The 20,452-nt window shown below is 73.0% G+C and carries 17 protein-coding genes; 8 read left to right on the plus strand and 9 right to left on the minus strand.

Going from position 1 to position 20,452, the window contains the following annotated elements; all coding sequences use genetic code 11:
- Positions 1 to 60 precede the first annotated feature (60 nt).
- A complete protein-coding gene (locus EXU48_RS06885) occupies positions 61 to 1,827 on the plus strand; it encodes an SLC13 family permease (protein WP_235856883.1) in 1,767 nt (588 codons plus the stop codon).
- Positions 1,828 to 1,831: 4 nt separating this feature from the next.
- On the opposite strand, the gene EXU48_RS06890 is transcribed toward EXU48_RS06885, so the two are convergent.
- The 4 genes from EXU48_RS06890 to ligA all read right to left on the minus strand — a co-directional run bounded on the left by EXU48_RS06890 (position 1,832) and on the right by ligA (position 6,086).
- Positions 1,832 to 2,596, minus strand: a complete 765-nt coding sequence (locus EXU48_RS06890) for a metallophosphoesterase family protein (protein ID WP_133106896.1) — start codon at positions 2,594 to 2,596, stop codon at positions 1,832 to 1,834.
- Between the two features lie 36 nt (positions 2,597 to 2,632).
- Positions 2,633 to 3,043: a pilus assembly protein CpaE gene (locus tag EXU48_RS06895; RefSeq protein WP_133106897.1), complete on the minus strand. Its 411-nt coding sequence runs from the start codon at positions 3,041 to 3,043 to the stop codon at positions 2,633 to 2,635.
- Positions 3,044 to 3,167: 124 nt separating this feature from the next.
- Positions 3,168 to 3,686 carry a hypothetical protein gene (locus EXU48_RS06900; protein ID WP_133106898.1) on the minus strand — a complete coding sequence of 173 codons (519 nt, stop codon included), beginning with the start codon at positions 3,684 to 3,686 and terminating at the stop codon, positions 3,168 to 3,170.
- Positions 3,687 to 3,788: 102 nt separating this feature from the next.
- On the minus strand, positions 3,789 to 6,086 hold the full coding sequence (gene ligA, locus EXU48_RS06905; RefSeq protein ID WP_407938727.1) for an NAD-dependent DNA ligase LigA: 2,298 nt from the start codon (positions 6,084 to 6,086) through the stop codon (positions 3,789 to 3,791).
- Between the two features lie 75 nt (positions 6,087 to 6,161).
- Here ligA and EXU48_RS06910 point away from each other — a divergent pair, with 75 nt between their 5' ends.
- The 3 genes from EXU48_RS06910 to EXU48_RS06920 all read left to right on the plus strand — a co-directional run bounded on the left by EXU48_RS06910 (position 6,162) and on the right by EXU48_RS06920 (position 7,730).
- A complete protein-coding gene (locus tag EXU48_RS06910) occupies positions 6,162 to 6,479 on the plus strand; it encodes a hypothetical protein (protein WP_133106900.1) in 318 nt (105 codons plus the stop codon).
- Between the two features lie 79 nt (positions 6,480 to 6,558).
- Complete coding sequence (locus tag EXU48_RS06915; RefSeq protein ID WP_133106901.1) at positions 6,559 to 7,275, plus strand: hypothetical protein; 717 nt, start codon at positions 6,559 to 6,561, stop codon at positions 7,273 to 7,275.
- Positions 7,272 to 7,730: a hypothetical protein gene (locus EXU48_RS06920; protein ID WP_133106902.1), complete on the plus strand. Its 459-nt coding sequence runs from the start codon at positions 7,272 to 7,274 to the stop codon at positions 7,728 to 7,730. Before EXU48_RS06915 ends, EXU48_RS06920 begins: the two co-directional genes overlap by 4 nt.
- Before the next feature lie 19 nt (positions 7,731 to 7,749).
- Here EXU48_RS06920 and mnmA read toward each other — a convergent pair whose 3' ends face one another.
- Positions 7,750 to 8,880, minus strand: a complete 1,131-nt coding sequence (gene mnmA / locus EXU48_RS06925; protein ID WP_133106903.1) for a tRNA 2-thiouridine(34) synthase MnmA — start codon at positions 8,878 to 8,880, stop codon at positions 7,750 to 7,752.
- Positions 8,880 to 10,121, minus strand: a complete 1,242-nt coding sequence (locus EXU48_RS06930; protein WP_133106904.1) for a cysteine desulfurase family protein — start codon at positions 10,119 to 10,121, stop codon at positions 8,880 to 8,882. The genes mnmA and EXU48_RS06930 overlap by 1 nt, the downstream gene beginning before the upstream one ends.
- A 99-nt stretch (positions 10,122 to 10,220) precedes the next feature.
- On the opposite strand from EXU48_RS06930, the gene EXU48_RS06935 reads away from it, so the two are divergent.
- The gene (locus EXU48_RS06935) at positions 10,221 to 10,400 is read left to right on the plus strand and encodes a hypothetical protein (RefSeq protein ID WP_133106905.1); all 180 of its coding nucleotides are present in this window, start codon (positions 10,221 to 10,223) and stop codon (positions 10,398 to 10,400) included.
- 130 nt (positions 10,401 to 10,530) lie between these two features.
- Positions 10,531 to 12,498, plus strand: a complete 1,968-nt coding sequence (locus EXU48_RS06940; protein ID WP_133106906.1) for an outer membrane protein assembly factor BamB family protein — start codon at positions 10,531 to 10,533, stop codon at positions 12,496 to 12,498.
- 14 nt (positions 12,499 to 12,512) lie between these two features.
- Here the strand turns inward: EXU48_RS06940 and EXU48_RS06945 are convergent, their stop codons facing one another.
- Positions 12,513 to 13,619 (minus strand): NAD(P)-binding domain-containing protein, encoded by a 1,107-nt coding sequence (locus tag EXU48_RS06945; protein ID WP_133107122.1) that lies wholly within the window; start codon positions 13,617 to 13,619, stop codon positions 12,513 to 12,515.
- 193 nt (positions 13,620 to 13,812) lie between these two features.
- On the opposite strand from EXU48_RS06945, the gene EXU48_RS06950 reads away from it, so the two are divergent.
- Positions 13,813 to 14,646 (plus strand): EamA family transporter, encoded by an 834-nt coding sequence (locus EXU48_RS06950; protein ID WP_133106907.1) that lies wholly within the window; start codon positions 13,813 to 13,815, stop codon positions 14,644 to 14,646.
- A 25-nt stretch (positions 14,647 to 14,671) separates the two neighbouring features.
- Here EXU48_RS06950 and EXU48_RS06955 read toward each other — a convergent pair whose 3' ends face one another.
- Positions 14,672 to 18,682, minus strand: a complete 4,011-nt coding sequence (locus EXU48_RS06955) for a beta strand repeat-containing protein (RefSeq protein WP_165962713.1) — start codon at positions 18,680 to 18,682, stop codon at positions 14,672 to 14,674.
- Positions 18,683 to 18,895: 213 nt separating this feature from the next.
- On the opposite strand from EXU48_RS06955, the gene EXU48_RS06960 reads away from it, so the two are divergent.
- Positions 18,896 to 19,405, plus strand: coding sequence for a phage tail protein (locus EXU48_RS06960; protein WP_235856884.1), 510 nt, complete (start codon positions 18,896 to 18,898; stop codon positions 19,403 to 19,405).
- Between the two features lie 67 nt (positions 19,406 to 19,472).
- Here EXU48_RS06960 and EXU48_RS06965 read toward each other — a convergent pair whose 3' ends face one another.
- Entirely contained in the window at positions 19,473 to 20,345 is an 873-nt protein-coding gene (locus tag EXU48_RS06965) for a hypothetical protein (RefSeq protein WP_133106909.1), read from the minus strand.
- Positions 20,346 to 20,452: the final 107 nt, after the last annotated feature.

Consider the following 20,452-nt stretch of genomic DNA (forward strand, 5'->3'; position numbering starts at 1 on the left):
AGCGCGAAGGAACCCAGCATCGATCCCGCAACGATCACCCTGATCATCCTCGGGCTGGCCGTGGTCGCCTTCATCACGAACAAGCTCCCGGTCGGGGTGGTCGCCCTGCTCGTGGCCCTGTCCCTCTGGGCCACGGGTGTCCTGGACCTCGGTGGCGCCCTCGGTGGCTTCGGCGACCCGGTGGTGATCTTCCTCGCCAGCCTGTTCGTGGTCAGCGAAGGGCTCGACGCCTCCGGGGTCACCGCCTGGGCCGGCCAGACCCTCGCCCAGCGCGCGGGCACCTCGCCGCGCCGGGTCCTCGTCGCCGTCATGATCCTCTGCGCGCTGCTGACCACCCTGCTCACCCCGAACGGCTCGGTGGCGGCGCTGCTCCCGATGGTCATCCTGCTCGCGCTGCGCGCGAAAACCTCGCCCTCGCAGTTCCTCATGCCGCTGGCTTTCGCGGCGCACGCGGGCTCGATGCTCGCCCTGACCGGCACCGTCGTCAACGTCATCGTCTCCGACGCCTCCGCCGACGCCGGAGCCGGGCGGTTCGGGTTCTTCGAGTTCGCGCTGATCGGACTCCCGTTGCTCGCGATCACCATCGCCGCCTGTGTGATCCTCGGTCCGCTCGTGCTGCCCAAGGAGACCCCGAAGTACGTCCCGCCGGACCTGAGTCGGCACGCGAACACCCTGGCCGGGCAGTACGACCTCACCGGCGGGCTGCACCGGCTCCGGATCAGGGAGGGCTCCCCGCTGGTGGGCACCGCCCTGGGTGACCTGGATCTGGGCGCCGACCATCCGGGCCTGCGGTTCGTGGGTGCGCAGCGCCCGGACCGCAGCCCGGCACCGGCCGCGCACCTGCTCGACGTCGATGACGTGCTGGTCGTCGCGGGCCCCTCCGACCAGGTCGGCCGGCTCATGATCGACTCCGACCTCGCGGTGCGGATGCTCCCGCACAGCGCCGAGCCCGACGGCGGCCTCATCACCAGGGAGGCGGGCGTGGTCGAGGTGGTCGTCCCGCCTCGCTCCCCGTTCCTCGGCGACCGCGTCTTCCCGGGCATGGTGCGCGGCTCGGACGTGGTCATCCTGGCCGTGCGCCGCCGCGGGAAGGACGTCCTCGGCGCCACGGATGTGACCGAGGGCGACGTGCTGCTGCTGCACGGCACCTGGCCGGCCGTGGACGCCCTCGTCGACGACCGGGACGTCCTCCTGGTCGACTCCCCCGACCTGCTGCGGCGCCAGGCCGTGCCGTTCGGCAGCAAGGCCCCGCGGGCCCTGATCGTGGTCGCGGTCATGGTGGTGCTGCTGGTGCTCGGGGTGGTGCCGGCCGCCGTCGCCGGCATCATCGGCGCGCTCGGCATGGTGGCGACCCGGGTGGTCACCGTGCCGCAGGCCTACCGGGCCCTGCCCTGGGAGATCATCATCCTGATCGGCGGCCTGATCCCGCTCTCGGTGGCCATCACGGACTCCGGTGCGGCCGACCTGATCGCCGACGTCATCGTGACCGTGGTCGGGGAGGCCAACCCGTACGTGCTGCTGGTGACCCTGTTCGTCTTCACCTGCGCCCTCGGCCAGGTGGTCTCGAACACGGCGACGGTCCTGATCGTGGTCCCGATCGCCCTCGCGGCAGCCGCCGAGACCGGGCTGGCGGTCCAGCCCGTGCTGATGCTGGTCGGCGTCGCCGGTGCGGCCTCGTTCCTGACCCCGATCGCCACGCCGTCCAACCTGATGGTGATGGGACCCGGCGGCTACCGGTTCGGCAGCTATTGGCGGCTCGGGCTACCGGTCATGGCACTCTGGCTGGTCGTGGCCCTGCTGGTGATCCCGGTGTTCTGGCCGCTGTAGCGGTTCACCGCAACCCGAGGTCGGCGTGCCGTCCACGGTAGACGGCAGTGCGCAGTTCGATCGCGTACGCGTCGAGTTCCGGCATGCCGAGCCGGCGGGCCACCTCGATCTCGGCCTCGACGTCATAGCCGATCCGGACGAACTGGACGCCGAACGGATCGCTCGGGACGCCGTCGGGCACGCCTTCGAGGATCACGTAGCAGGCGGTGGGCTCATCCAGCGGGTTGCCCACGCTGCCGGCGTTGAACAGGGTGCGCCCCTCGGAGGTCTCCAGGTAGGCGTCATGGATGTCGCCATAGCCCACCACGGTCGGTTCCGGGCCGGGGCCGGTCAGGTCGGTGCTGACGAACATGCCCTCGAACTGCGCGGTCGTGTGCTGGAAGTGCACCCGGGTGTAGACGCTCTGCGCCGAGGCGTGGAAGAGCCGGATCCGGCGACCGCTGAGGACCAGGTCGTGGGCCAGGGGCAGGCCGCGCAGCCAGCGCCGGTCCTCGGCGGTGAGTTCGTGGTGCCACCACCACCCGGCCTCGCCCCGTTCGGGCTCGTCCTCGCGGGGCAGGAAGTCGTCCCAGTTGCCGCGCACGGTGACGGCGCACCGTTCGCGGCTCATCCGCACCGCTTCGGAACCGCGAGGGCCCTTCCCGGCGACGTCGCCCAGGTTCACGATCGTGGCGATGCCGCGGGCGTCGATGTCGGCCAGAACGGCCGTCAGGGCGGTCACGTTGCCGTGGATGTCGGAGATGATCGCCAGCCGCTGCGGGGTGCCCATCGGCACAGGGTAGCGACGTGGCCCGGTCCCCTCGGTTCAGGCGTCGACCGCGTGGTGCACCAGGGCGAGCAGCGCACCCGCGTAGGCGTCCTCGACGACGGCGGCCCGGTAGGTCGCGCGTCCGTCCGGCCCGTCCGTGGTCACCACGTAGACCTCGCCGTCGCGCTCGAGCGAGCGGAACGTGCCACCGAGCATCTCCCGCAACTGGTCCTCGCGCGGCAGCCAGAGCGTGTCGTCCTGCGCGATGCTGTCCAACGCCCACTCGGTGGTGCCGTTGAAGTGCAGCACCGTGCCGGTGTCGTAGGTGCGCGGCTCGATGACCATGTGCGACAGCGTGAACACGTCCTCACTGAGCGCCTCGGCGGAGATCCGGAACTGGTCCCCCGGCTTGGGGTCCCACCGGACGCCCGCCAGCGCCAGGTCCTGGGCAAGTTGATCGCTGATCATCACTCCAGTATCCACGCCCGACGGCGGGCCAGCGAGACGCGGACCTCCCCCGGCCCACGTGCGACGGGCGCCCGGGCAACGGTCCCGGACGCCCGACCGCACGGCGGGCCGGTGCGGCCCTCGGTCAGATGGAGGCGCCGGCGAGCACCCAGTCGCCGTCCTGCGGGACCAGGGTCCAGGTGACGTTGCCATCGGTCCCGGTCACGATCCCCGAGACGGTGGCGACATCGGTCATGCCCTGCTCGGTGAACCAGGCCTCGTAGAACGCGCTCAGCGCCTCGGGGTCCTCCGGTGCCGGGAAGTCGAGCTGCACGACGTTCGCACTGGCGGTGGTCACCGTGTACTCGACGCCGGCCGGCACGGATACCTCGGTCACGAAGCCGCCCTCGATCGGGACCACCTCGGCGTCGGCGCCGCCGGCACCGCCCTCGTCCTCGGCCGGGTCCTCGGCACCGGCGTCCTCGGCGCCGTCATCGTCGGTCGCGGCGTCGGTGTCGGCCGCGGTGTCGTCGGCACCCTCCTCGGAGGACGTGCCGGCATCTGAGTCGGCGTCGTCCGCACCGGCGGAGCAGGCGCCCAGACCGAGTGCGGTGGCGAGCACCAGGGCGGTGACGGGGGCGGCGAGGCGTCGAACAGGTCGCATGGAGTTCCTTCGGGTTCGTGTCGGATCGTGCCCGTTGACCATAGGCGGGCCAGTCGGTCGCCGCCGCACCCGGCGCCGGGCAGAACTCCCCTGCTCCTGATGTCAGGGCGTCTCGTCCTCGGGGGCCGCGATGAGGTCGGCCACCGCGTCCGGGCCACCGGCGAGCAGGGTCTCGAAGCCCGCCTCGTCCAGGATCGGGCGACCGAGCTCACGCGCCTTGTCCTCCTTGGACCCGGCACCCGGTCCGACCACCACGAAGTCCGTCTTCCTGGACACCGAACCCGAGGACTTGCCGCCCCGAGCGATGATCGCCTCCTTCGCACCGTCCCGGGAGAAGTTCTCGAGCGAGCCGGTGACCACCACGGTCAGTCCCTCCAGGGTGCGCTCAACGGAGGCGTCCCGTTCGTCGGCCATCCGGACACCGGCAGCGGCCCAGCGGTCCACGATCTCGACGTGCCAGTCCACGTCGAACCACTCCGTGACGGCCACCGCGATGGTGGGTCCGACGCCCTCGACGGCGCTGAGTTCCTCGGTGCTGGCCGCTCGGATCGCGTCGAGCGAGCCGAAGTGCGTGGCCAGGGCGCGGGCCGCCGTCGGACCGACGTGCCGGATCGAGAGCGCCACCAGGACGCGCCAGAGCGGCTGGGCCTTCGCCTTGTCCAGTTCGGCGAACAGCACCTCTGTGGTGGCGGTCGGCTTGGACGGCTTCTTCCCGGCGTCCGCGCCGGCCTTGGTCCAGAAGTACGGGACCCGGTCCCACTGCCCCGTCGGCTCGCCCTTGACCTTGCGTTGGCGCCAGACGGTCACTTCGCGCAGGTCCTCGGCCGTGAGGTCGAAGAGCCCCGCCTCACCGGACAGCACCGGGGCCTGCTCGGGCCCCTCGGCGTCGGCGGGCCGGTTCGCCTCGGGGTCCACCAATGCCACGGCGGCCTCCCAGCCGAGGGCCTCGATGTCCAGTCCGCCTCGGGAGGCGAGCGCGAACACCCGCTCCTTCAGCTGGGAGGGGCAGGACCGGGAGTTGGGGCAGCGGATGTCCACGTCCCCCTCCTTCGCCGGGGCGAGCGGCGTGCCGCAGGAGGGGCACTCGGTCGGCATCTCGAACTCGCGCTCGGTGCCGTCGCGCAGGTCCACGACCGGGCCCAGGATCTCCGGGATCACGTCCCCGGCCTTGCGCAGGATCACCGTGTCCCCGATCAGCACGCCCTTGCGCCTGACCTCGCTCGCGTTGTGCAGCGTCGCCTGCTCGACGGTGGAGCCGGCCACCAGCACCGGTTCCATCACGCCGTACGGGGTGACCCGGCCGGTGCGGCCGACGTTCACCCGGATGTCGATCAGCTTGGTGTTGACCTCCTCCGGCGGGTACTTGTACGCGATCGCCCAGCGGGGTGCCCGCGAGGTGTTGCCCAGGCGCCGCTGCAGGGTGAACTCGTCGACCTTCGTGACCAACCCGTCCAGCTCGTGCTCGATGTCGTGCCGGTGTTCGCCGTAGTAGGCGATCATCTCCCGGACCCCGTCGAGCCCGGCCACCACCCGGTTGTGCCCGGAGACCGGGACGCCCCAGCCGGCGAGCAGGTCGTACACCTGCGACTGCCGGGTCAGTGCGACCGGCGCCCCACCCGGACCCCAGCGCAGCGCCCCGATCCCGTGGGCGTACATGCCCAGCGCCCGGGTCGCCGTGACCCGTGGGTCCTTCTGCCGCAGCGAACCGGCCGCGGCGTTGCGGGGGTTCGCGAACGGCGCCTTGCCGGCCTCGACCTGCGCGGCGTTGAGCGCCTCGAACTCCTCGACGGGGAAGAACACCTCGCCTCGGATCTCGATCAGCTCGGGCCAGGTCGCCGGGTCCCCGGCCAGCGTGTGCGGGATCGAGGCGATCGTCCGCACGTTCAGGGTGACGTCCTCACCCGTGCGGCCGTCCCCGCGGGTGACGCCGCGGACCAGGCGTCCGTTCTCGTAGACGAGGGCGATGGCGAGCCCGTCGATCTTGACCTCGCAGAGGTAATGCACCTCCTCGGACCCGATCTCCCGGTGCACCCGGTCCGCCCAGGCGGAGACCTCCTCGAGGCTGAACGCGTTGTCGAGGGAGAGCATCCGCTCGACGTGGTCGACGGCGGTGAACGCCGTGGAGAACGTCCCGCCGACCTGCTGGGTGGGCGAGTCCGGCGTTCGCAGTTCCGGGTTCTCGTCCTCGAGGGCCTCCAGGTCCCGCAGCAGGACGTCGAACTCCGCGTCGGAGATGGTCGGCGCGTCGCGTACGTAATACGCGAACTGGGCGTCCCGGACCTGCTGGGCCAGGTCCTCCCACCGCGCTCGGGCGGCCGGGTCCTCCGTGACGGCGGAGTCGGGCAGGTTGTCGTTCGCCGGTGCGTTCACGACGCCTATTGTGGCGCGCCCCACCGACACCGCCAACGACCCCACCCCGGTCGGTTGACCGGGTGCCCCCTTGACCGCACCGCCGTGCCGCCGCAGGCTGGTCGGATGCCGTGGACCAGATATCTGCCGCCGTTCCTGGCCGGGGTGCTGCTCGCGAACAGCGTCCCCCACCTGGGCACCGCCGTGGCCAGCCGCACCCACCTGACCCCCCTCGCCGGCGCCGAGTCCCCTCCGGTGGTCAACCTGGTCTGGGGCGCGGCCAACGCCGTCGGAGGTCTCGCGCTCCTGAGCGCCGGCACCCGCCCCGGTGGCGGCCGCTGGGACCGCCGACTGATCGCCTTCGAGGCGGGCGCCGCCGCGTTCAGCCTCTGGATGGTCGCCTCGGAAGCCCTGCTCCACGTGAACACACCACCTCGCCGTTGACCGTCGTCGGCTCGCTGCCTGACCTGCCGTGACCGAGATGTGACCCCCGGGCAGGACCCGGATGTGATGGGATGGGTGCGTGAGTTGGTTCCCGGAGCAGTCCGCCCCGGTGCCGCGGCCCCCGGCGCCGACCCCCGGCGCGCCCGGAGGTGCGCCGCTGGACCCACTCGAACGCGCTCGACGCCAGCTCGCCGACCAACTGGCCAAGCACGGCAATCTGCTCCAGCAGAGCGAGCAGGGCCAGGCCCTGCAGGCCGAGCTCACGCGTCGGGTCGAGACGATGGCGCAGCCGTGGCAGCGGCCGCCCCAGCAGGGACAGAACCCGACCCAGGGCACGTCGGCTCAGCCCGGCGCCGACTCGGCGGGCCGGAACCCGTACGGCCAGAACCAGGCCGCGTCGAACCAGGCCGGGCAGGGCCGGCCCGGCCAGAACGCCAGAGCCGCTCAGAACCCGGAGCGCGCCGCCGCGGCCGGGCCCCCGATGACCGGCCTGGTCGTGGCCAACGTGCTCCTGGTCCTGTCCACGCTGGCGTTCATCGTCTGGCACCTGGTCACCTGGTCCGAGCCGCTCGTCGACGCCGTCGCGGCCTGCGGGGATGCGGGCGGCACCCTCGACTGCTTCACCGGTGACGCGATGCGCACCTGGGTGTTCCTGCCGTTGGTGGCGGCGATCGGCGCCTTCGGTGCCAGCGCCGGTGCCCGCATCGAGACCCGACAGCACCGCCAGCGCGGCTATCTCCTCGTCCTGGCCGGCTTCGCCCTGCTCGCGCTCAGCCTCTCGACGAGCTTCTCATGACCATCTTCGACCCCTACAAGCAGCGGTCCGCCGACCCGACGTCGCTCAACCTCGGTCGCGCGACCGTCTCACCGACCCTGCTCGGCACGGACATCGGGCGCATCGACCAGAGCCGACCGCAGGCATCGGGCGCGCTCTACGCGCTCGGGTTCGTCCTCGGCTGGGCCGCGATCGGCATTCCGCTGATCCTCGCGGCCCTCGTCTACCTGACGCCGCTCGCCGTGGACGAGGGCTGGCAGACCCCGGAACCGGTCGGGGTCGACGTCCTCGTCATGGCCGGGACTATCGTGCCGATGGTCACCGCCGTCCTCGCCAGCATCCTCGCCGCGGTCGGCAGGCGCCGGATCAAGGGGGCCCGGAACGGGGCCGGTGCGGTGTGGCTGGCGGTCAGTTTCGGGGTGCTCGCCCTGGCCACCGTGTGGATCGGCAACACGACCGGCATTCCGTTCCCCTGAGCCCGCGGGACGTCCCGGTTCAGGCGCGGGCCGCAGGGCTCGGCAGAGCCGCCCGGTCGAGTGCACCACGCCCGGCCGCGGAGATGCTCGCCTGGCCGAGCACCCGGGTGCCGTCGTAGACCACGATCGACTGGCCCGGGGCGATCCCGCGCAGCGGGGTGCCGAGCCTGGTGTCCAAGCCGCCGGCGTCCCGGCGGACCCGGGCCGACACCGGGTCGCCGTGGGCGCGCACCTGCACGGTGACGTCGGTCCAGTCGCCCGCGGCGACGTCGTCGGCGAACCAGACCACGTCGGCGGCGGCGATCTCGGTGACCGAGAGCAGTTCGCTCGGTCCGACGATGACGCGGTTCGCGTCCGGGTCCACCTCCAGCACGTAGCGGGGCTTGCCGTCCGGCGCCGGCGCGCCGATGCCCAGGCCCTTGCGCTGTCCGACGGTGAAGCCATAGGACCCCTCGTGGCTGCCGAGCACCCGGCCCTCGGTGTCGACGACCTCACCCGGCTGGGCGCCGAGGCGAGAACGCAGGAAGCCCCGGGTGTCGCCGTCGGCCACGAAGCAGATGTCGTAGGAGTCCGGCTTCGCGGACACGCTCAGCCCGCGGCGGGCGGCCTCGGCGCGCACGTCGTCCTTCGACGGCGCGTCCCCGAGCGGGAAGATCGACCGGGCCAACCGCTCCGGTCCCATGACCGCGAGCACGTAGGACTGGTCCTTGAGCTCATCGGCGGCTCGGTGCAGTTCGCGCACACCACCGGGTCCCTCGACGATCCGGGCGTAGTGCCCGGTGGCGACGGCGTCGAACCCGAGCGCCAGCCCCCGGTCCAGCAGCGCGGAGAACTTGATGTGCTCGTTGCAGCGCACGCACGGGTTCGGGGTGCGGCCGGCCGAGTACTCGGAGAGGAAGTCAGCGACCACCGTGTCCTCGAACTCCTCGGACAGGTCCCACACGTAGTACGGGATGCCGAGCACGTCGGCCGCGCGGCGGGCGTCCGAGGCGTCCTCGATCGAGCAGCATCCGCGCGAGCCGTTACGGTGCTGGGCCCGCGAGCGCGACAGCGCCATGTGCACACCGACCACGTCGTGCCCGGCGTCCACGGCGCGGGCGGCGGCGACGGCGGAGTCCACTCCCCCGGACAGCGCGGCAAGCACCCGCATCAGCGCACGCCCCCGACCATGCCGCCGCCACCCGCCGTGGCGCGCTGCGCCGTCGGGGTCCGACGCGGCGCGTGCGCCGCCCGGGCCCGCTCGACGACGTCGGGCAGCACCGCGAGCAGCACGTCCACGTCCGCGTCGGTGGACGTGTGCCCGAGCGTCAGGCGCACCGCGGACCGGGCCCGCTCGTCGTCATCGCCCATCGCGGCCAGCACGTGCGAGGGCTGCTGCACCCCGGCCTGACAGGCGGACCCGGACGAGGCGCACACCCCGACCATGTCCAGCCCGAACAGGAGGGCGTCCGCGTCGGTGCCCTCGATGGTGAAGTGGGCGTTGCCGGGCAGCCGGTCCGCACCCGACGGGGTGCCGCGCAGGGTGGCACCCGGCACCGCGTCGAGCACCCCGGCCACGAGCCGGTCCCGCAGCGCGGTCAGCCGCGCGGTCTCGTCGGCCAGATCGGCGACGGCGGCCCGCACCGCGAGCGCGAGGGCCCGGATCCCGGGGGTGTTGACGGTGCCGGAGCGCACGCCGCGCTCCTGTCCGCCGCCGTGCAGCACCGGGGTCATGGCCAGGTCCCGGCGGGCCAGCAGCGCGCCGACCCCGATCGGGGCGCCGAGCTTGTGCCCGGACAGCGCCAGCGCGGCGAGCCCGCTGGCGGCGAAGTCGACCGGCACGTGCCCGACCGCCTGCACGGCGTCGGAGTGCACCGGCACCCCGTGCGCGGCCGCGAGCGCGACCACGTCGGCGACCGGCTGGACCGAGCCGACCTCGTTGTTCGCCCACATCACCGAGACCACCGCGGTGCGCGAACCCTCGCGCTCGAGCAGCTGCGCGAGCTCGTCGAGCCGGATGACGCCGTCGGGCCCCACCCCGATCTCGCTCAGGTGCGCGCCCTCGCGGTCGGCGAGCCAGTGCGCGGCGTCGAGCACCGCATGATGCTCGACGGCGGAGATCACGACCCCGGTCCGGTCCGGCTCCGTATCGGTCGCCGCGAACCAGGCGCCCTTGACGGCGAGGTTGTCCGCCTCGGAGCCGCCGGCGGTGAAGATCACCTCGGTCGGGTGGGCGCCGAGGTCGGCCGCGATGGACTCCCGGGACTCCTCGACGACGCGGCGCGCGGCGCGGCCGCGGGCGTGCAACGAGGACGGGTTGCCGAGCTCGAGCGCGGCCTCGGCGTAGGCGGCCGCGACGTCCGGGCGCACCGGGGTGGTGGCGGCGTGGTCGAGGTAGACGGGGGTGGTCACGGTCCACCAGTCTACGTTCCGCCCCGGCCGACCCCTCTCTGGGACGACCTCCGGCACCGGATCCTCGACACCCTCGAGAAGGTCGGGGCCCACTCCCGCATGGGGCTCGACCTGTTCGGTGCCTTCCGCGAGGCCGGCCTGCCCGCTCCCGAGTTCGTCGTCGAGGTCCCGACGGGCAGCGGAGGCCGTTCACCGGCGTTCGGGTGGGCGAACATCCTGGGCGCCCTGCAGCCGCTGATGGCGCGCCTCGGCACCTGGGCCGCCGTACCGGCAGCCTGAGCGGTTCCCGACGGCGCGCCAAGGCCAGTCCTACCCCTGTGCAGGGTGCGCCGGCGCCCCCGGGTGTGGCCTAGGCTCATGCCGACGTGCGCGAGCACCATCGGCGGGATCGACTAGGCAGGGGTGGGGCGTGAGCGACGACGCCGACGACGAGTTCCGCGGTGGTGCCCGGTTCCGGGGTGGCGCCCGCTTCGGTGCGGGTGCCCCGGCTGCGTCCGACCCTGTCGACCCTGCCGGCCCGGCCGAGACGGACGGTGGGTCCGGCGAGCGGCCCAGCTACACCCCCAGCTACGCAACCACCGACCGGCCGGCGGGTTACCCGAGTAGCGACTACACGCCGTCGTACTCCACCAGCGGCTACCAGCCGCCGCGTTACGACGCCCCCGCGAACCCGTATGTCGACCTGTCCAGACCGACCGACGCCGAGCCGACCTCCCCGACCCTCGGGACGCCGTCGACCGGCGACGCCTGGGCGACCACCGCCCCGGGCGACGTCGACGCCGCCACGGTCGCCAGCGGCCCCGCGGCGGACACCCGGGTGGCCCTCGGCCGGATCGAGCCAAAGCGGATCGAGGTCACCCGGGTCGCGCCGCCGCCCGAGTCGTCGCCGGGCCCGGCTGCCACCCCGGCGCGGCCCCCGGGCCGGGCGACGACACGGGCCGCGAGCACCAGCGAGCCGACCGTCGTCCGGATGCCGCCCCGCGGCGAACGGGTCCACCCGTCGGTGCGCCGCCGCAACCAGCGCCGCACCCGCCGCTATCTGGCCGTGGCATCGGCGGTGGGCCTGGTCGCGATCGCCCTGCTCGTCGTGTTCCGGCTGGTCGGCGACCCGACCGGGATCTTCGACAGCGGACCCGGCGTGGATGACGACGCCGACCCGTTCGACGTGCGCTGGGAGGTCACCGCGGACGAGCTGCTCCCGGGGGCCGGGGACTTCCTGCCCGTGAACTCCGCCGACTGGTTCGAGTACCGCGCCCCGTACCTGATCGCGGGTGAGGGCGTCTGGGTCGGGCTCGTCGACGACGCGACCGCCAGCATCGACAGCGACTTCGTGCCGGCCGCGGACCTGGTCGCGTTCGACCCGGAGACCGGGAGCCGGCTGTGGGACCTGGCGCTGCCCGGGGCCCTGTGCGCGCAGGAGCCCACACCGGCCCAGGAACTGGTCTGCGTGAGCCGCGACGGCGCCAACGGATGGGAGCTGTCCGTGATCTCCCTGGCGGACGGCACGATCACTGCCAGCCACGCCCTCGACATCGGGCAGCCGTGGACCGTGCACCTGTCCCCGGCCGGGCTGCTCGTGATCACCGAGGACGCCCGGGACGAGTTCACCACGCTCGACCTGGTCTCCGTCGCCGACGGATCGCTGATCTGGTCGCGGGACCTGACCGCGCTGCCCGACGGCGCCGAGCTGTTCCGCGAGGACGAGGACTCGGCGGGCAGGACCCGGGTGGTCCCGTACCAGCCGATCTGGTCGGATCTGGGCGAGCACACGCTGCTGTGGACGCCGCAGACGATCCTGCACATCGACCCGCAGACCCCGGACCTCACCACGTACCTGTGCTACGACGCGGCCGTGGCCGAGGACAGCTTCGCCTGCAACGGGCGGGACGGGACCGCCCGGTACGACGCGGACGGCACCCGGCTGTGGCAGTCCGAGGACGTCGGCATCGAGCGTGCTGCCTTCCAGCCGGCTCCGGCCCTCGTGAACACCGGCACGCCGGGCACGGTGCTCGCCACGGACTGGGCCACCGGGACCGTCGGCGACCCCCTGCTGGAGTACTCGCTGCCGCAGTCCACGAACGTGTCCGGCACCGCGCAGTACCCGTTCTTCACCACCGAGTCCGAGGTCGTGTCGCTGGCCCCGGACGGCGGTTCGACACGCTGGGTGGCCGAGATCCGGGACCTGAACTCCATCTCCGAGGTGGTCGTCGTCGACGACGTCGCGGTGGTGTCCGGCTACAGCTCGCTCGGCCTCGACCTGGACACCGGCGAGGTGCTCTGGTCCCGGAACGCCCACGGCGACATCCGGCTCGTCGACGGGCTGCCCGTCACCCACAACTACGACGGCTTCAGCCTGCTGGAGCTGCCGCCGGGGTGAGCCCCACGGCCGGTTCAGCCGCCGAGGTGGGCGAGCACCCCGGTGACCGCCTCCCGGCCGGCCCGGTTCGCCCCGATCGTGGAGGCGGACGGGCCGTAGCCGACCAGGTGCACCCGTGGCTCGGCCGCCACCCGGGTGCCGTCCATCGCGATCCCGCCGCCGTGCCCGCGCAGGTGCAACGGGGCCAGGTGGTCCAGCTGGGAGCGGAACCCGGTGGCCCAGAGGATGACGTCGGCGCGCTGCTCGGTGCCGTCCGCCCAGCGCACCCCGGTCGGGGTGATCTCGGCGAACATGGGCCGGCGCTCCATCACGCCGCGCTCGGCCGCGGCGCGCAGCGTCGGCGTCCGGATCAGGCCGGTCACGCTGACCACGCTGCGCGGCGGCAGGCCCTGGCGGACCCGATCCTCGACGAGCGCCACGGCCCTCCGGCCGGCGTCCGGGTCGAACTCGTCCTCACGCCAGATCGGCTCCCGCCGGGTCACCCAGGTGGTGCCGGCGACGTGGGAGATCTCCTCGAGCAGCTGGACCGCGGAGATGCCGCCGCCGACCACGATCACGTGCCGCCCGGCGAACTCCTGCGCGCTCACGTAGTCCGCGGTGTGCAGCTGACGGCCTGCGAACGTCTCCTGCCCGGGATAGATCGGCCAGAACGGCTTCGTCCAGGTGCCGGTCGCGTTGATGATCGCCCGGGCCGAGACCTGCCCGCGGTCGGTCTCGATCAGCAGCGGGCCGCGCGGGTCGGCATCGGCCCGGGTGACCCGATGCACGTGCACGGGCCGCAGGATCGGCAGGTCGAGCTCGCGCTCGTAGTCGGCGTAGTACTCCGGCACCACCTCCCGCGAGGGCGCGCACGGGTCCACCTCGGGCAGCTCGCGCCCGGGCAGGTCGTGGACCTTGTTGACCGTGGCCATCCGTAGCGTGCGCCAGCGGTGCCGCCAGGCGCCGCCGGGCCCCGCCTCGCCGTCGAGGACCACGTAGGTGCCCGACGGCGGCCGGTCGCCGTCGGAGGTCGTCGTCACCACCGCGGTGGCGGGGATCAGGCCGCGGCGGCGCAGGTGGTAGGCGGCGGACAGGCCCGCCTGACCGGCGCCGATCACGACGACGTCGGCGGCTGCCGGCAGAGCGGCTCGCGCTGCGTCGAGGGTCGACGGCGCAGGTACCGGGGCGACGCTGATCGCTTGCTCGGTGCTCACGTCGCATCAACACCCGCCTGCCGTCGCTTTCTTCCGCGGCGGCCGCCTGCTCTCGCGCGCAGCACCCGGGTCGGGTAGGCATGCAGGGTGATCACCGAGCGACAGCGGGTGACCTGACCGCGTGGGGATACTCCTCGCGCTCGGTTCATCCGTCCTGTACGGGCTGGCCGACTACCTCGGCGGGATCCTGTCCCGCCGGGGCAGCTTCGTGGCCATCGCGCTGGTCGGGCAGGTCACCGGCCTGGTGTTCTCGCTGGTGGCCGTGCTGCTCCTGCCGGAGGTCGCGGCCGGTCCGGAGGATCTCGCCTGGGGCGCGCTGTCCGGGGTCGGGACCGGGCTCGGCATGCTGTTCCTCTACCGCGGCCTGAGCCGGGGCCACATGAGTGTGGTCGTGCCGATCAGCGCGGTCGGCGGTGTCGCGCTGCCGATCCTCGTGGGGGTGGCCCTGCTCGGCGAGCGGCCCTCGGTGCTGTCCTGGCTCGGGATCGCCGCCGCCGTTCCGGCCATCTGGTTGGTCTCCCGGGTGCGAGGGCCGTCCGGGTCCGGCTCGGCCGCGGCCACGACGGATGCCCTGGTCGCGAGCATGGCGATCGCGCTCCAGTACACCGCGCTCGCCCAGGCCGGACCGGACGCGGGACTGTGGCCGATCGTCACCGGCAGGGTCGCCGCAACCCTGGTCCTGGTGCCCGTGGCGCTCCGGGCGCGGCAGCGGCGGATCTCCGTCCGCCTCACCCTCGGCGCCGCGGCGGTCGGCGTGATGGCGACGCTCGCGCTCCTGCTGTACCTGCTCGCCACCCAGGTGCAGCTGATGACGGTCGCCGTCGTGCTGTCCTGCCTCTACCCGGTCATCCCCGTGCTGCTCGGGATCACGGTGCTGCACGAACGGGTCGCCACGCACCAGGTGGTGGGCCTGCTGGCCGCCGGGGCGGCGGTCGTGCTGATCACGGTCGGTTGAGCGCAGCCGCTCGGCCCGGTGTCGGTCACACCCGCGAGCGGCGGTACAGCCCGACCCCGAGGCCGATCGCCAGGAGCGCGGCCAGCCCGAGAGCCGCCGGCGCCGCGCCGGTGTCCGGGAGACCACTCGAGCCACCGCCACCGGAGCCACCACCGCCACCGGGACCGGGCGGCGTGGCGGCGGCCGGCTCGACGGTCACCTCCTGCGTGACCGTGGTCGCGGCGCCGTCGGCGTCCACTGCCGTGACGGTCAGCGCGTACGTCCCGGGGCTGGTGTAGATGTGGCTCAGTTCGGTGGTGCCGGCCGCGACCGTGAGCGTGACCGTCGGCGTCGGAACCAGGGCGCGACTGCCCGGGCCGGTCCCGGAGTCGGGCCTGACGCCGAAGTCGACGGTCAGCTCGAAGCCGGCCGCCCGATCGGACGGCGAGGCATCGTCGAGCGTCACGCTGACGGTGAGCTCCTCGGCGACCTCGACGGTGCCCGGCGCACTCACCGTGAGCATCGGGCCCTCGCTGGTCACCTCGACGTCGGTGGTGTGGTCACTCGAGCCGCCGTACTGGTTGGTGATCCGCCCGGCGACGGTCACCGTCGCCGGACCGTCCGCGGTCAGCGCCGCCGGGACCTCTGCGGTCGGATCGGCGGAGTCGACGACGTCGAACGTCCCGTCACCATCGATGTCGAAGGAGTACGTGAACGTCGCACCCGGCGCCGCGTCCACCGGATCGGTGAACGTCACCGTGGCGGTGTCCCCCTCGGCCACCGGACCGGAGTTGGTCAGGGTCGCCGTCGGCGTGGACGCCTCGACGACGACGGTGGTGGACAGGTCCGTGGCACCGCCGTCCTTGTCGCTGAGCGTCACGACGAGCACGTGGTCACCCACCGAGGTCAGTACCGCCGGCGGGACCGAGATCGTCGGCTCCGGGTCGCCGGTGGTCCAGGAACCGCTCGCGTCCGCGATGTCGTCCCCGTCCCAGTCGAGCACGTAGTCGAGTCCGGCCGCCAGATCGGTCGGTGAGGCGTCGTCCAGGTCCGTCAGGGTCAGCACCGCCGGCACTCCGATCACCACCGGCCCGTCGTTGGCGAGCATGCCGCTCGGTGCGAGGTTCTCGACGAGCACGTCGGTGGTGTAGTCGCTGGAGCCGCCGTACTGGTTGGCGATCCGCGCGGACACCATCACGGTCGCCGGACCGTCGGGCGTGCCGACCGGCGCGGTGGGGTCGGTGGCATCCACGATGTCGAACGTCCCGTCGTTGTCCAGGTCGAAGGAGTACGTGAAGGTCGCACCCGGCGCGGCATCGACCGGGTCGGTGAACGTCACCGTGGCGGTGTCCCCCTCGGCCACCGGACCGGAGTTGGTCAGCGTCGCCGTCGGCGTCGTCGCCTCGACCACCACGGTCGTGGACAGATCCGCGGCGCCGCCGTCCTTGTCGCTCAGCGTCACCACCAGCACATGGTCACCCACCGACCCCAGCGCCACCGCCGGCACCGAGATCGTCGGATCCGGATCCCCGGCCGTCCACGAACCGCTCGCGTCCGCCGTCCCGTCGCCGTCCCAGTCCAGGGCGTACCCGAGCCCCGCCGCCACATCCGCGGCCGAGGGATCGGCCAGGTCGGAGAGTGCCAGCGTGACCGGTTCGCCGATCAGCACCGGCCCGTCGTTCGTGAGCGTGCCGGACGGCGCCGCGTTCGTCACGAGCACCTCGGTGGTGTGGTCGCTGGAGCCGCCGTACTGATTCGCGATCCGCCCGGTCACGGTCACCGGCGCCGGCCCGTCCACGGTGAGGGCTCCGGGGACCGCGGCGCTGGGATCGGTCGCGTCGACGACCTCGAACGTCCCGTCGTCGTCGAAGTCGAAGGAGTACGTGAAGGTCGCACCCGGCGCGGCATCGACCGGGTCGGTGAACGTCACCGTGGCGGTGCCGCCCTCGGCCACCGGACCGGAGTTGGTCAGCGTCGCCGTCGGCGTCGTCGCCTCGACCACCACGGTCGTGGACAGATCCGCGGCGCCGCCGTCCTTGTCGCTCAGCGTCACCACCAGCACATGGTCACCCACCGACCCCAGCGCCACCGCCGGCACCGAGATCGTCGGATCCGGATCCCCGGCCGTCCACGAACCGCTCGCGTCCGCCGTCCCGTCGCCGTCCCAGTCCAGGGCGTACCCGAGCCCCGCCGCCACATCCGCGGCCGAGGGATCGGCCAGGTCGGAGAGCGTCACGGTGACCGAGGACCCGATCGGGATCGGGCCGCTGTTGCCGATCGTTCCCGTCGGCGGCAGGTTCGAGACGGTCAGGGTGGCCGAGTCGGTCAGTGTGACCGTTCCGTCCGTGGCCTGCACCGAGACAGTGGCGGTGGTCGGTCCGTCGCCGAGTCCGTAGAGGGCCAGGATCCCGGCGCCGAAGTCCGGGCTGCTCCCGTTGCCGTCGTCGAACGTGCCGTCGCCGTCCATGTCCCAGGCGTAGGTGGCGCCGGCGAGGTCGGACGTCGCAGCGAGACTGAAGAGCGGGTCGCCCTCGGCGATCGCGTACGGGCCGCCCGCGTCCACCGTCGCCGTGGTGACCGCCAGCGACCAGCCGTCGATCGAGCCGGCGTCACCGGTGGCGTCGTCGACCACGAAGAGCCGCCACGTGCCGTTCGGGTCGCTGCCGTTGAACACGGCGAGCGACGTCCCGTACGGGCCCGCGGGCGCCGGGGCGGGCATCGGGGCGTCCGGCAGGGGGCTGCCGTCCCCGTCGAGGTCGACGTCGGTGGGCCGGAACGTCCCGCTCACCGGCGGTACCGGGACGGTGGTGGCCGCGTCGTCGTCGAACGTGAGCGTGACGTCGCTGATGGGTTGGATGTTGCCGACGTCCGAGAACAGCACCACGGTCTGCCCGGCCGGCCCGACCAGCACCACGTCGATGTCCGCCGGCGAGGAGTGCGTGATCCCGGCCAGGGTCACCTCGACGTCGGTGACGTAGGAGCCGAGCCCGCTCAGGCGCACGTTCGACGGATACGGGGCGGCGGCGCCGGATGAGGGGATCACGATGCCCGTGGGGTTGGCGGAGCCGTCGTCGTTCTCGATCACCACCCGCGCGGTGGTCCTCCCGCCGAGCGCTGCCCCGCCGGTGGGCAGGTCCAGGGTGACGGTCAGGTCGACGTCGGCTCCCGGGTCGGGGTCGTCGAGGACGGGGATGCTCACGACGGCGCTCGTCTGCCCGTCCGCGAACGGCACCACCTGGGACACGGCGGTGTAGTCGACGCCGTCGACCGCGGTCCCGTTCGCGGTGGTGAACCGGGCCGAGACGGCGCCGTCCGCACCGGCGGTGCGCTGCACGGTGATGTCGATCGTGCCGTCACCCTCGGTGCCGCGGTACTCGGCGGCCCCGAACGCGAGCAGGCCCGGCTGGGTGGCCTCGGCGGTGGTCAGGGTCAACGACCAGCCGCCCGCGATGGTGCCGGTGTCACCGTCGGTGTCGTCGATGACATACAAGGACCAGGTGCCGTTCGGGTCGAGGCCACCGAAGGCGTCCGCGAACGTGGCGTTGGTGGACGGGGCCGGCCCGCCGCCCGGAGCGAACGTGTCCGCGACGGTCTCGCCGACGTCGACGTCCGTGGGCGCGTAGGTCCCGGAACCTACCTGGCCCGAGGCGGGGAACGGGGCGCCGCCGTCGGAGAGCGTCAGCTCGGCGTTCGAGGCGGAGGCCAGTGCTGCGGAACCCCCGATGTCGGACATGATCACCAGGTTGCTCCCGCCCGGCGCGACGAGCAGGACGTCCATGTCGTTCAGAATTCCGTGAGTCACGCCGTGCAGGGTCACGTCGACATCGGTGAGCGTCCCGGCCATCCCGGCCACGCTGACGTTCGACGGGTAGGGCGAGGCGGGCTGGAGGTCCTCGAGCGGGTTCTGGCCGGGGACGGCGATCGGCGCGGTGGCACTGAACGTGGTGGGACCGTCCGCGATGGCGGGTGGCGCGAGGACGGCGACGCCACCGAGCGCGAGCGCGGTCACCGCGAACGCGGCGAACGTGCGGTGGATGCGATGAGTGTGCGCCGACACCGGCCACCCCTTCCGTCGTGCCGCGGGCAGGCGACGACGAGCACCCCCGGGCGGCACCACGCTAGCGGCTCGATCCGGATCCCCGAAAGTCACGATCCGGTCACGATCACGAAGCGGCACTCGACGGCGCGGCCGCGCCTCTGCCCTACTGTGCTCGCGCCCCACCCCTCGGGCGGGACGAGTCCCCATCTGCGACGTCTCGACTGGAGCATCATGGAACCCTTCATCGGCGAACTACGGCTCTTCGGCTTCAACTACGCGCCACGTGGCTGGGCCCTGTGCGACGGCAGTCTCATGCCGATCAACCAGAACCAGGCGCTCTTCTCGCTCCTCGGCACGATGTACGGCGGCAACGGGACCAGCACGTTCGGTCTGCCGGACCTGCGCGGGCGCGTGCCGCTCGGGGCGGGCCAGACACCAGGTGGCTCGCAGTACCAGCAGGGCCAGAGCGGCGGGACCGAGTCCGTGACCCTCACCGTCGGCCAACTACCGTCGCACAGTCACCAGGTCCAGGGGTCCGCCCAGGCGACGGGAAAGAGCCCGGCCAACCTCGTGCCCGGCTTCTCCGCAGCCGCGGCCGCGTACGGGCCCCCGGACGGCACGGCGATGAACGCGACCATGGTCGGCATGACCGGGAACGGCCAGCCGATCCCGGTGGTCCAGCCCTACCAGGCGCTGGTCTGGTGCATCGCCGTCGAGGGCATCTTCCCGTCCCGCCAGTAGCGCGCCGGAAGCCTCGGCTGCGATCCCCAGGCGCACCGGGGAGTCCGGCCGCCTCGTCACGATCGGGTCAACCCCGGCGCCACGGCGGATCACCCCGAGCCCAGTTGTCCCCGGCCGACTCGATCCGCAGGCTGTGCCCCGTACCGGCGCGCTCCCCGCCGATCTCCTCGCTGTACACGCAGATCCCGGTGCCCACGTCCAGGCGGACCCGGTAGGCGTCGGGGTAGTCGCCCTCGCGCTTGCGCCAGTCGTCGGCGAGGTCGACCACCTCGCACGGCAGGAGCGCGCAACAGGAGCAGCGGGGGTCGTAGGCGGCCGTGGTGCGGAGCACGGCCTCCCAGGCCGGACGCCCCTCGTGCTCGACCACCCGGACCTCGTCGATCACCGTGCCCGGCGGCACCTTCTCGCCAGCCGTCATCGCCGCCAGGTGGTCCGGGTCGTCCTGATCGAACTGGCCATCCGCGAGCTCGACCGGGTCGAGCATCGCCACCCAGTGGTAGGTCTGATACATCGGCGCGTCGTGGTCGAAGCGGTCCGTGAGGCGCCGGCGCACCAGGCCCTGCTCGTCGAGGACGGCCCCGGCGGGGTCGCCCGCCCGTGCCTCCCGACGAGCCTCCTCGGCGTCCCGACGGACGTCGGCGGTCAGGGTGGCACGGTAGCCGGGATCCGCCAGCCGGGGCTCGTCCGCGAGCGCGGCCTCATCGAACGCGACGAGGAAACCGACCGACGGACCCGGATCCTGCCGCTCGTCGAGTCGCACCTGCCCGTCGAGCGCCTCCACCCGGATCCGGTCCGGCCGTTCGATCCAGGACCGGACGGGCTCCCCGGCGAACGGGCCGGACCACTGCGCGGTGAACCGGACGGTGCGCCAGCGCCACGGGGACGAGCGCGCGAGGGCGCGGAAGTCCTCGGCATCGGGTCTGGCGGGTGCGAGCGACATCCCTCCATTGTGGCGGGCAGCGGGGCGGATCCCGGCAGTGATATCGCAACCCGTGAGCCACCGACGCCGGATCCGCCCGCACCACGGATACGCAACTATTGCGTATC

The organism is Occultella glacieicola (assembly GCF_004353825.1).
Classification (GTDB): Bacteria; Actinomycetota; Actinomycetes; order Actinomycetales; family Beutenbergiaceae; genus Occultella; species Occultella glacieicola.

What these genes read in the sequence shown, in the direction of transcription:
- EXU48_RS06935 (WP_133106905.1), top strand. Translation starts at nt 10,221, where the DNA reads ATGGGGCTCGACCTGTTCGGTGCCTTCCGCGAGGCCGGCCTGCCCGCT.
- EXU48_RS06900 (WP_133106898.1), bottom strand. Translation starts at nt 3,686, where the DNA reads ATGCGACCTGTTCGACGCCTCGCCGCCCCCGTCACCGCCCTGGTGCTC.
- EXU48_RS06895 (WP_133106897.1), bottom strand. Translation starts at nt 3,043, where the DNA reads ATGATCAGCGATCAACTTGCCCAGGACCTGGCGCTGGCGGGCGTCCGG.
- EXU48_RS06960 (WP_235856884.1), top strand. Translation starts at nt 18,896, where the DNA reads ATGGAACCCTTCATCGGCGAACTACGGCTCTTCGGCTTCAACTACGCG.
- mnmA (WP_133106903.1), bottom strand. Translation starts at nt 8,880, where the DNA reads ATGCGGGTGCTTGCCGCGCTGTCCGGGGGAGTGGACTCCGCCGTCGCC.
- EXU48_RS06920 (WP_133106902.1), top strand. Translation starts at nt 7,272, where the DNA reads ATGACCATCTTCGACCCCTACAAGCAGCGGTCCGCCGACCCGACGTCG.
- EXU48_RS06965 (WP_133106909.1), bottom strand. Translation starts at nt 20,345, where the DNA reads ATGTCGCTCGCACCCGCCAGACCCGATGCCGAGGACTTCCGCGCCCTC.
- EXU48_RS06890 (WP_133106896.1), bottom strand. Translation starts at nt 2,596, where the DNA reads ATGGGCACCCCGCAGCGGCTGGCGATCATCTCCGACATCCACGGCAAC.
- EXU48_RS06910 (WP_133106900.1), top strand. Translation starts at nt 6,162, where the DNA reads ATGCCGTGGACCAGATATCTGCCGCCGTTCCTGGCCGGGGTGCTGCTC.